The sequence below is a fragment of the Paraburkholderia sediminicola genome (assembly GCF_046030555.1).
Lineage (GTDB): Bacteria > Pseudomonadota > Gammaproteobacteria > Burkholderiales > Burkholderiaceae > Paraburkholderia > Paraburkholderia sediminicola_E.
This window is the reverse complement of sequence record NZ_JAQQCH010000023.1, coordinates 107,224-118,391: the sequence shown is the minus strand read 5'-3', so window position 1 is coordinate 118,391 and position 11,168 is coordinate 107,224. Positions and strand designations below refer to the sequence as shown.

Sequence of the window (11,168 nt, the reverse complement as noted above, 5' to 3'; positions counted from 1 at the left end):
CTCCAAGCTAGGGGACCCGCTTGTAAGCTGGCGGTGTGAGCCGCTTTCTTTGCTTATCTTTCTTTGCGGCGGCAAAGAAAGTAAGTGCCGCCCCGCACAGGGGCAAACGCTAATAGACCACTAAGAATTCAAGAAAAGGCCAAAGAAGCCAGACCAACGAAAGACCAAAAAGCCAGATCAACAAAAAACCAAAGCCGCCGAACAGGCAAAGACCCCACCCCAATCACCTTTGCGCTTCGAATGCAGCCGCCGCCCGGCCGAGTCGGTCATTGACCGCGATCCACTCAATCGTGTCCGGCAGCTTCTCGATCAGAATCCGGCTCACATCCGCGCGATCCAGCGCCCTCAGCAATCCATACAACTCACGCGCATAAACATGCGGATCTTCAGGCGCGGCAATGAAATGCACACCATCAGCATGAGCCCAGTCCCCTGCGCGAGACACCCGTGCGACCAACGCCACTCGTTCATCGTCTTGCCGCGCCGCGAGCAAAGTCTGCAACGCGTCAAACGGCAACAAAGCCAATGGTGTACGCGGCGCATAGTGCGCCTTCAACGTACCCGAAGCCCGCGGAGCCGTCGCGTCCGATCCGTCCGGCAAACGTGGCGCCTCGCCAAGCACATCGGCGATATCTTGCGGCGTGACGCGCCCCGGCCTCAACAGCGCCGGAAACCCGCGTGACAGATCCAGAATCGTCGACTCAATCCCGACATCCGATGCACCGCCGTCCAGCACATGAATCGCGCCGCCGAACTCGTCGCGCACATGCTGCGCAGTCGTCGGACTGACGTGGCCGAAGCGATTCGCCGACGGCGCAGCCACGCCACCATGTCCACCACGCAGCGCGCTGAACGCTTCCAGCAAAGCCTGAGCAACCGGATGCGACGGGCAGCGCAAACCCACCGAATCCTGCCCACCACTCACTGCTGCATTAATTCGCGCCGCGCGCTTCAGAATCAGCGTGAGCGGTCCCGGCCAGAACGCATCGATCAAGCGCTGCGCCTCCGCCGGCAAATGCTCGACCCAGTAGTTCGGATCGCCCTGCGGCGCCAGATGCACGATCACCGGATGATTCGCCGGCCTGCCCTTCGCCGCGTAAATACGTGCAACCGCGTCCGGACTCTCGGCGTCGCCGCCGAGTCCGTAGACAGTCTCCGTCGGGAAGGCGACGAGGCCGCCCGCATCGAGCAGCGCGGCCGCATGTTCGATCTGCGCAGCGCCCACAGGCAAGACGCTCGTGGCGCCACCCTCGGCAGGTTTGCTTTGATCCGGCATGGCGCTCGCTTCAGCTCGTGACGATATGCAGGAGCCGCGCGCAATCGCGCCCCGCCGTGCGGGCTTCTTCGAGCGTCGCGGCCGTGAAGTTCACGTGACCCATCTTGCGCCCGCAACGTGCTTCTTCCTTGCCGTACAGGTGCAAACGCGCCGCCGGCATCGCGGCGACTTCGTGCCACGGCGGCGTGACGGCCGCCTGCTTCGGGCCACCCGGGAACCAGACGTCGCCGAGGATATTCAGCATCACCGCCGGCGAATGCTGGCGCGTGTCGCCGAGCGGCATACTGGTCATCGCGCGGACCTGCTGTTCGAACTGGCTGGTCGCGCAGGCGTCGACGGTGTAATGGCCGGAATTGTGCGGACGTGGCGCCATTTCGTTGGCGACGAGCGAGCCGTCTTCGAGAATAAAGAACTCGACGCATAGCACGCCGACATAGCCGAGCTTGTCCGCAATTTGCAGCGCGGCCTGTTGCGCTTGCCCGACCAGTGTCGGGCTCGCATCCGGCGCGGGGACAATCGTGTGCGACAGCACGCCGTCGCGATGCGTGTTCTGCGCCAGCGGATACACCACCGACGCACCGTTCGCCGCGCGCGCGATCAGCGCGGACACCTCGAACTTCAGCGGCAAGCGCTTTTCCAGCACGCACGGAACGCCCGCGAGCGACGCGTGCGCTTCACGCACTTCCTCGGCGTTGCGCACACGGATCTGGCCTTTGCCGTCGTAGCCCATGCGTGAGGTCTTGAGAATGCCCGGCAGCACGGCGTCGAGCTTCGCGTCGTCGAGCGCGGCCAGCGCGTCCGACGATTCGATCACGACGTGCGGCGCCACCGACACGCCCGACGACGCGATAAAACGCTTCTCGGCAATCCGGTCTTGCGCCACGGCGACGCAACGGCCGGCCGGGCTGACAAACGTAGTTTTAGCGAGAAAGTCGAGGCTCGTGGCCGGCACATTCTCGAACTCGGTCGACACCGCCGCGCACAGCCGCGCGAGTTCGGTGAGCGACGCTTCGTCGTCATAAGCCGCGCGGATATGGCGGTCGGCGACCGCGCCCGCGGGACTGTTCTCGTCCGGATCGAGCACGGCGACGCGATAGCCCATCGCCTGGGCGGCAAAACAGAACATGCGGCCGAGCTGGCCGCCACCGACCATGCCAAGCCATGCGCCGGGCAGAATCGGTGAAACCGGTGTGTTGTCTGGGTTCATCTTAGTGGTCGGTCACAACCGGATGCGCATGCAAAACCTGCAATAGCCGCATCCGGCCGGGGGTCAGACATGGGGACGTCTAAAGCAATCAGCCTTGGCGCTTACAGCGCCGGCAGCACCATTGCGTGGGCTGCTTCGTTCTGGCGCACGCGGAACGCAGCCAGTTTCTCCGCATATTCAGCGCTCGTGCCGCTCAGAATCGCCACCGCGAACAGCGCCGCATTCGCCGCGCCCGCCTCGCCAATTGCAAACGTGGCGACCGGCACGCCCTTGGGCATCTGCACGATCGAATGCAACGAATCGACGCCCTTCAGATACTTGCTCGTCACCGGCACGCCGAGCACCGGCACGGTGGTCTTGGCCGCCAGCATGCCCGGCAGATGCGCCGCGCCGCCCGCACCCGCGATGATCGCGCGAATGCCGCGCTCACGCGCGCTCTCGGCGTACGCGAACATCTCGTCGGGCATCCGGTGCGCGGACACCACCTTGGCTTCATACGGCACGCCGAATTCCTGCAGAATCGCGACGGCGTTCTTCATCACTTCCCAGTCGGAACTGGAACCCATCAGCACGCCGATAACGGGCGCACCATGCGTATGGGTAGTCTGGACTTCACTCATCTTACGGCTTCCTTCTTTCTTGAGAGCGCCCCCAAACCTGTCGCTTCGCACCAGCCCCCGAGGGGGTGAGCAAACCTGGGGCGGCCCGGCGCTTTCTCACGCGGGGCGGATCCAACAGGCGCGCGTAATTAAGCGAGCTTGTGTCCGGTCAGGCGTTCGAGCGCTTCCTGGTACTTCTCGCCCGTCTTCGTGACCACGTCGTCCGGCAGCTTCGGTGCGGGCGGCTCTTTCTTCCACGGCTGCGTTTCAAGCCAGTCGCGCACGAACTGCTTGTCAAACGACGGCGGGTTGGTGCCGACCTGATACTGGTCAGCCGGCCAGAAGCGCGACGAATCGGCGGTCAGCGCCTCGTCCATCAGATACAGCTGGCCGTGATTGTCCAGACCAAATTCGAACTTCGTATCCGCGATGATGATGCCGCGCGTGGCAGCGTAGTCAGCGGCTTCCTTGTACAGCTTGATCGAGATGTCGCGGATCGTGGCCGACAGTTCGGTACCGATGCGACGCTCCATCTCGTTGTACGTAATGTTTTCGTCGTGGTGGCCCATTTCGGCCTTGGCTGCCGGCGTGAAAATCGGCTCGGGCAGCTTTTGCGCGTTTTGCAGGCCCGGCGGCAGTTCCACGCCGCAGACCGAACCGGTTGCCTGGTAGTCTTTCCAGCCGCTGCCGGCCAGGTAGCCGCGCACCACCGCCTCGACGAGGATCGGCTCAAGGCGCTTCACCACCACCGCACGGCCCTTGACCTGCTCGACTTCGTCAGCCGCCACCACGGATTCGGGCGCCACGCCCGTGAGGTGATTCGGCACCACGTGCTTGAGTTTCTCGAACCAGAAGTTCGCCATTTCGTTGAGCACGCGGCCCTTATTCGGAATCGGCTCGCCCATGATGACGTCGAACGCCGACAGACGGTCGGTCGTGACGATCAGCAACTGGTCGTTGCCCACCGCATAGTTGTCGCGGACTTTACCGCGGCCGAGCAGCGGCAGCGAGTGGAGCGTGGATTCGTAAAGGGTAGACATCGTCGTGGTTCGCTAAAAGTGGGGCAAAAAAGTGTGACCGGAACAAAAGGGAAACGCCGTTCCCCGGATGATGCGGGAACGGCGATCGAACGACAACCTGGCCAATCAGCCAAGTGTAGAGCTTGGTTATAGCTTAGCGGACGACTTGCGCGAGGTCGCCCGATTTGTACTTCTCCGCGATTTTATCAAGCGAAACCGGCTTGATCTTGCCAGCCTGGCCTTCGCAGCCGAATTGCGTGAAGCGCTCGAGACAGATCTTCATCGCGGCTTCACGCGCCGGCTTCAGGTAATCGCGCGGGTCAAACTTGCCAGGATTGGTCGCCATGTAACGGCGGATCGCACCGGTGATCGCCAGACGCAGGTCGGTATCGATATTGACCTTGCGCACGCCGTTCCTGATGCCTTCCTGGATTTCCTCGACCGGCACGCCGTAGGTTTCCTTCATGTCACCGCCGAATTCGCGGATTTCCGCTAGCAGTTCCTGCGGCACCGACGACGAACCGTGCATGACCAGGTGCGTATTCGGAATGCGCTGGTGAATTTCCTTGATGCGCTGGATCGACAGGATGTCGCCCGTGGGCTTCTTGCTGAACTTGTACGCGCCGTGCGACGTACCAATCGCGATCGCGAGCGCGTCGCATTGCGTCTGTTTGACGAAGTCGGCAGCCTGCTCCGGGTCGGTCAGCAGTTGTTCGCGGGTCATCGTGCCTTCCGCGCCGTGGCCGTCTTCCTTGTCGCCCTTCATGGTTTCCAGCGATCCGAGCACGCCCAGTTCCGCTTCCACCGTGATGCCGATCGAGTGCGCGGCTTCAACCACCTTGCGTGAGACTTCGACGTTGTATTCGTACGATGCGACCGTCTTGCCGTCGGCTTCGAGCGAACCGTCCATCATCACGCTGGTGAAACCGCTGCGGATCGCCGCCATACAGACCGCCGGCGACTGGCCGTGGTCCTGGTGCATCACGACCGGAATGTGCGGGTACGATTCGACCGCGGCTTCGATCAGGTGACGCAGGAACGGCTCACCCGCGTACTTACGGGCACCGGCCGACGCCTGCATGATGACCGGCGCGTTGACCTTGTCGGCCGCGAACATGATCGCCTGCACCTGCTCCAGATTGTTCACGTTGAATGCCGGAATGCCATAACCGTTTTCGGCGGCATGGTCCAGCAGTTGACGCATTGATACGAGAGGCATGCTGTAACTCCTTAGATTGAAACGAATTCTGTGCCGTCGGCATCTTTTTGGGCGATTTTATCGCGAAGCAAGCTGCATACCCGTTCACCCATTCCCTAAAGCGCGTCACTTGCGGACCTTTACCGCACGCGCAATTGGAGTCTGTGCGCCGCCTCTCGCGGGGCATGACAGCCTACTTCGCTCAATCAAACCTCTGTCGACCCGAGTTAGCGCTTTAGCGCTTACTTGGGTCCCATGCGGAGCGCGCCGATCGAGCAATCCTGCTGACTACGTTGCCCAATCAATAAGGCTCGCCGACGCGCACGATCTTCAGCGTATTCGTGCCGCCTGCCTGGCCCATCGGCTCGCCGACGGTCAGCACCACCATGTCGCCGCGTGACGCGTAACCCTTGCTGACCACGGTTTCCAGCGCCTGCTGCAACGCGGTGTCGCGGTCGGTGCTCGTGTCCAGATGCAAGGACGTGACATTGCGGTAGAGCGCCATGGCCCGTTCGCTGCCGACGCGCGGCGTGAGCGCGAAAATCGGCACGTGCGTCCAGTGACGCGACATCCAGAGCGCGGTCGAACCCGATTCGGTCAACGCAACGATCGCCTTCGCGCCCAGGTGGAACGCCGTGAACAGCGCGCCCATGGCGATGGACTGGTCGATTCGCGTAAACGTGCGGTCGAGGAAATCCTTGTCCAGCTCCGACTGCTCCGACTTTTCGGCTTCGAGGCAGATCGCCGCCATCGTCTCGATGGTCTGCACCGGGTACTTACCCGCTGCGGATTCGGCTGACAGCATCACCGCGTCCGTACCGTCCAGCACCGCGTTGGCGACGTCCGACACTTCGGCGCGGGTCGGCACCGGCGCGTAGATCATCGATTCCATCATCTGGGTCGCGGTGATCACGAACTTGTTCGATTCGCGCGCCATACGAATCATGCGCTTTTGCAGCGCGGGAACTGCGGCATTGCCCACTTCCACGGCCAGGTCGCCGCGCGCGACCATGATGCCGTCCGATGCGTCGAGGATGCCTTGCAGTGCCGGAATCGCTTCCGCGCGCTCGATCTTCGCGATCATCTTCGGCTTGATGCCGTAAGGCGCCCCCGCGATGTTCGCGAGCTGGCGAGCCATTTCCATGTCGGTGGCGTTCTTGGGGAACGATACCGCGACGAAATCCACACCGAGCGACATCGCCGTGCGGATGTCTTCCATGTCTTTGGCCGTCAGGGCCGGCGCCGTCAGACCACCGCCCTGGCGATTGATGCCCTTGTTGTTCGACAGATCGCCGCCGATCTTCACGGTGGTGTGGATCTCGCTGCCGAGCACGCGCACGACGTCCAGCACGATCAGGCCGTCGTTGAGCAACAGCACGTCGCCCGGTTTCAGGTCTCGCGGCAGGTCCTTGTAGTCGAGGCCGACGCGGTCGTCGTTGCCGAGTTCGCATTCGGCGTCGAGGATGAACGGGTTGCCGGGAACGAGCGTGGTCTTGCCGTTTTCGAATTTGCCGACCCGGATCTTCGGGCCTTGCAGGTCAGCCATGATGGCAACTTCACGGCCGGCCTGGCGGGCCGCCTCGCGCACGAATTCGGCGCGCTGGCGGTGGTCGTCGGCGGTGCCGTGCGAGAAATTGAGCCGCACCACGTCGGCCCCTGCCTGAATCATTTGCAGCAGGATTTCCGGCGTACTGGAAGCCGGTCCGATGGTAGCGACAATCTTGGTGGCGCGATGCATGAGTCTCCTCGTCTGGGTGGGATCGCTGGAATGAGCGCTGCGAGTCGGATGCGGAGGCTGCGCACCGAAGGGTGCTGCTGGGGACTGCGCGCCGGTTGAAACCAGCGTCGCTTTATGGGGTGAAGCGGTGTTCGATACCAGCACGGGGGGGGCCGGTGGGGGGGCGAGCGCGACCTCTTCGTCCGGGAGTTCTGCCGGCGAGTGGGCGGTTTGTCCGGTGGACAATTCCGCTGCCTCGCTGGCAGTGGTCAACTCCGCGAGCGCGAGGGACAACTCGGATTCCTGCTGCTGCGGGGCCGCGGCTTCAGCCACGGCCGTTGTGGCGGCGGAGCGCGCTTCGCGCTCCCCTGCCTTTGCTGCTGCGGTGTTGCGCGGCTTGCCGGTAGGCTGGCTGCCGCGCGCTTTTGCAGACTTCGCTGAGGGGGAGCGCGTCACCACGTTAAGCCCGTGATTCCAGAACTTCGACCGCGGGCAGCTTCTTGCCCTCGAGGAACTCGAGGAAGGCGCCGCCGCCCGTCGAGATGTAGCTAACCTTGTCGTGGATGCCGTACTTGGCAATCGCCGCGAGCGTATCGCCGCCGCCTGCAATCGAGAACGCCGACGATTTGGCGATCGCGTCAGCCAACGTCTTCGTACCGTTGCCGAACTGGTCGAATTCGAACACGCCGACCGGACCGTTCCACACAATCGTGCCGGCTTTTTCCAGTTGTGCGGCGAGCACCCTGGCGGTTTCCGGTCCGATGTCGAGGATCATGTCGTCGTCCTCTACATCCGCGACAGCCTTGACTTCAGCCTTGGCGGTGGGCGAGAACGCTTTCGCCGTGACCACGTCGGTCGGGATCGGCACTGACGCGCCGCGGGCTTTCGCTGCGTCGATGATGACCTTGGCTTCTGCGACCAGATCGGCTTCGGCGAGCGACTTGCCGATCTTCAGGCCAGCCGCCAGCATGAACGTATTGGCGATGCCGCCGCCGACGATCAACTGATCGACCTTGTCGGCCAGCGACTTCAGAATGGTCAGCTTGGTGGACACCTTCGAGCCGGCGACGATCGCCACCAGCGGACGCTTCGGCGCGCCCAGCGCCTTGCCGAGCGCTTCGAGCTCAGCGGCCAGCAGCGGGCCGGCGCAAGCGACCGGCGCATATTTGGCGATTCCGTGCGTGGTGGCTTCAGCGCGGTGCGCGGTGCCGAATGCGTCATTCACGTAGATGTCGCAGAGCTTCGCCATTTTCTGCGCGAGCTCGTCGGAATCTTTCTTTTCGCCCTTGTTGACGCGGCAGTTTTCCAGCAGCACGACCTGGCCCGGCGCGACGTTCACGCCATTTTCGACCCAGTTGGCGACCAGCGGCACGTCACGGCCGAGCAGCTCGGCGAGGCGCTTCGCGACCGGCGCAAGCGAATCTTCCGGCTTGAACTCACCTTCGGTCGGGCGGCCCAGGTGCGAGGTGACCATCACGGCGGCGCCCGCGTCCAACGCGGCCTTGATCGCAGGCACGGAGGCGCGGATACGGGTGTCTTCGGTGATGTTGCCTTGATCGTCCTGCGGCACGTTCAGATCGGCGCGGATGAACACGCGTTTGCCGGCTAGCTTGCCTTCGGCGATCAGATCGGAGAGACGCAATACCTTGTTCATGGGCTTTTGTGCATGCGAGTTGATGGGAAGGCGGTGGCGGACAACGCGCTGGGGTCCCAAGCGCGGCAAACTCCAGCGCTTCGGCACGGCAGCGGCTCCACTGAATCGGGTGCCGGCGGCATGGCCGCGGCTGTCGCGCCATGCAGCGGCGCGCTTATCCCGGAAACGACCATTTTAACTGATCCACACTACCTTCTGACCCGCGACCAGGCGAATGTCCCGTATTTGAAGGATGCACCGCGCATGTGGCGGCGCAGCATTTTCCGTTCGATCAATTACATGAAGAGGCGCAAGAGCGTGAACACGACCATTCCCACCACAATCGTGCCGAGCATGGTGCGCCGCCACAAAAACCACGCAAGACCGGACAACGTTGCGTAAAACTCATGGTTCGACGGTGCGAAGGAGAGCCCGTCCGGCGTCGCCAGCACATCGGGCAGCACGACGGAGGCAAGCGCGGCGGCCGGCGCATAGCGCAGCATCCGCTGGACACGCGCCGGCAAAACCGTGCGCTCGCCGCCGATTAGAAACATCGCGCGTGTCACCGCGGTGACGAAGGTCATGCCAATAATGGCCAGCCAGATCTGCGTGGATGTCATCGGGAATCTCCGGCGCTGTTACGGATGCGGCGCAAATCGGCGCGCTCGACCATCAGATCGGCCGCGCTGCCGGCGACAATCGCCGCGATGACCGCGAGCGGCAGCGCGAGCCGGTACGGCAGGTCGAAAGCGAGCAGCGACACCACACCGGCGACGCTGACGGCGACCAGCGTGGAACGCGTGGCGATCGCCGACACCATGATGGGCAGCAGCGCCAGCGTGCCCGCGAGCGCGAGGCCCCAGTTGTCGGGAATCAGGCTCGCCAGCAGAATGCCAACGATCGACGACACCTGCCACGACAGCCAGCTGCACGTCGCCATGCCCCAGAAATACGCCTCCTTGCCCGGCACGTAACCGGTCTGGAAGCTCTTTTTCTGGAATAGCAGATAGATCACATCGCCGTTGAAATAACCGAGCACGATGCGCCGCCACATGGGCAAATAGGAGAAATGCGGCGCGAGGCCGGCGCTGAAAATCACGAAACGCGTATTGACCATCGCGGCCGTGAGCAGCACGGTCCAGATCGGCAATTTGGCGGCGAGCAGCGGCAGCACGGCCAATTGCGACGATCCGGCGTAGCACAGCAGCGACATGCTGAGCGCCTGCGGCAGCGTGAGCACGGATTTGCTCATTGCGATGCCGGTGACGAGACCCCAGGAGAAAATCGCCATCAGCGTGGGCGAATAGTCGCGCGCGCCCTGACGAAAGGCACGGCGATCTGTATCTGACAGACGAGCGAGCATGAGGCGAAACGCATTGGCACCAGGGGGCGCCGCAACGAAGGGAGGTCGGCGCCAGGTCGTCAAGCACCCGCTGGCGCATCCGGATATGAATTATGCGTGCGCCGAATTATAGCGCCCGCCGTGCGGCCAAATGCCCGTTTCGTGTGCAAAAGACGCTAAAATGACGCTCTCACACCCTACACCGCACCCGCTGGAGAATCGTATGTCAATGGCCGACCGCGACGGCAAGATCTGGATGGATGGCAAGCTCATCGACTGGCGCGATGCCACGATCCACGTGCTCACCCACACGCTGCATTACGGCATGGGCGTTTTCGAAGGCGTGCGCGCCTACAAGACGGCGGACGGCGGCACAGCGATTTTCCGTCTCCAGGAACACACCAAGCGCCTGCTGAATTCGGCCAAGATCTTCCAGATGGACGTGCCATTCGACCACGAAACACTGGCAGCCGCGCAGTGCGAAGTGGTCCGCGAAAACAAGCTGGAGTCCTGCTACCTGCGCCCCATCATCTGGGTCGGCTCGGAAAAGCTCGGCGTGTCGGCCAAGGGCAACACGATCCACGTGGCGATCGCCGCCTGGCCGTGGGGCGCTTACCTCGGTGAAGACGGTATTGCCAAGGGCATCCGCGTGAAGACTTCGTCGTTCACGCGCCATCACGTGAACGTGTCGATGGTTCGCGCCAAGGCGTCGGGCTGGTACGTGAACTCGATCCTCGCCAACCAGGAAGCGATTGCCGACGGTTACGACGAAGCGCTGCTGCTGGACGTGGACGGCTACGTGTCGGAAGGCTCGGGCGAAAACTTCTTCCTCGTGAACAACGGCAAGCTGTACACGCCGGATCTGGCATCGTGCCTCGACGGCATCACGCGCGACACGGTCATTACGCTGGCGCGCGACGCGGGCATCCAGGTGATCGAAAAACGCATCACGCGTGACGAGGTCTACACCTGCGACGAAGCGTTCTTCACCGGCACCGCCGCGGAAGTCACGCCGATCCGCGAACTCGACAATCGCACGATCGGTTCGGGCGCACGCGGCCCGATCACCGAGAAACTGCAGTCGGGCTTCTTCGATATCGTGAACGGCAAGAGCGACAAGTACGCGCACTGGCTCACCAAGATCTAACGTACGCTGCGCCGCCCTTCGGCCCTCGGC

At 63.1% G+C, this 11,168-nt stretch carries 10 protein-coding genes; 1 reads left to right on the top strand and 9 read right to left on the bottom strand.

The features are described from left to right. Window positions 1-223 precede the first annotated feature (223 nt). From PQQ52_RS27480 to PQQ52_RS27440, 9 genes are all read right to left on the bottom strand, one after another. Window positions 224-1,276, bottom strand: a complete 1,053-nt coding sequence (locus PQQ52_RS27480; protein WP_408218395.1) for an L-threonylcarbamoyladenylate synthase — start codon at window positions 1,274-1,276, stop codon at window positions 224-226. 10 nt (window positions 1,277-1,286) lie between these two features. Continuing rightward, window positions 1,287-2,483, bottom strand: coding sequence for a 5-(carboxyamino)imidazole ribonucleotide synthase (locus PQQ52_RS27475; protein ID WP_408218392.1), 1,197 nt, complete (start codon window positions 2,481-2,483; stop codon window positions 1,287-1,289). Window positions 2,484-2,584: 101 nt separating this feature from the next. Further along, the gene (gene purE, locus PQQ52_RS27470; RefSeq protein WP_408218389.1) at window positions 2,585-3,103 is read right to left on the bottom strand and encodes a 5-(carboxyamino)imidazole ribonucleotide mutase; all 519 of its coding nucleotides are present in this window, start codon (window positions 3,101-3,103) and stop codon (window positions 2,585-2,587) included. A 128-nt stretch (window positions 3,104-3,231) separates the two neighbouring features. Next, window positions 3,232-4,122, bottom strand: a complete 891-nt coding sequence (locus PQQ52_RS27465) for a phosphoribosylaminoimidazolesuccinocarboxamide synthase (protein WP_028196245.1) — start codon at window positions 4,120-4,122, stop codon at window positions 3,232-3,234. Between the two features lie 133 nt (window positions 4,123-4,255). Further along, window positions 4,256-5,320, bottom strand: a complete 1,065-nt coding sequence (gene fba, locus PQQ52_RS27460; RefSeq protein ID WP_325044760.1) for a class II fructose-bisphosphate aldolase — start codon at window positions 5,318-5,320, stop codon at window positions 4,256-4,258. 280 nt (window positions 5,321-5,600) lie between these two features. Then, window positions 5,601-7,037, bottom strand: coding sequence for a pyruvate kinase (pyk, locus tag PQQ52_RS27455; protein WP_408218416.1), 1,437 nt, complete (start codon window positions 7,035-7,037; stop codon window positions 5,601-5,603). Between the two features lie 439 nt (window positions 7,038-7,476). Further along, the gene (locus tag PQQ52_RS27450; RefSeq protein WP_408218385.1) at window positions 7,477-8,670 is read right to left on the bottom strand and encodes a phosphoglycerate kinase; all 1,194 of its coding nucleotides are present in this window, start codon (window positions 8,668-8,670) and stop codon (window positions 7,477-7,479) included. A gap of 275 nt (window positions 8,671-8,945) precedes the next feature. Continuing rightward, window positions 8,946-9,269 (bottom strand): AzlD domain-containing protein, encoded by a 324-nt coding sequence (locus tag PQQ52_RS27445; RefSeq protein ID WP_408218383.1) that lies wholly within the window; start codon window positions 9,267-9,269, stop codon window positions 8,946-8,948. Then, window positions 9,266-10,012, bottom strand: coding sequence for an AzlC family ABC transporter permease (locus PQQ52_RS27440; protein WP_408218380.1), 747 nt, complete (start codon window positions 10,010-10,012; stop codon window positions 9,266-9,268). The genes PQQ52_RS27445 and PQQ52_RS27440 overlap by 4 nt, the downstream gene beginning before the upstream one ends. A 202-nt stretch (window positions 10,013-10,214) precedes the next feature. Here PQQ52_RS27440 and PQQ52_RS27435 point away from each other — a divergent pair, with 202 nt between their 5' ends. Further along, window positions 10,215-11,138, top strand: coding sequence for a branched-chain amino acid transaminase (locus tag PQQ52_RS27435; RefSeq protein WP_408218377.1), 924 nt, complete (start codon window positions 10,215-10,217; stop codon window positions 11,136-11,138). Window positions 11,139-11,168: the final 30 nt, after the last annotated feature.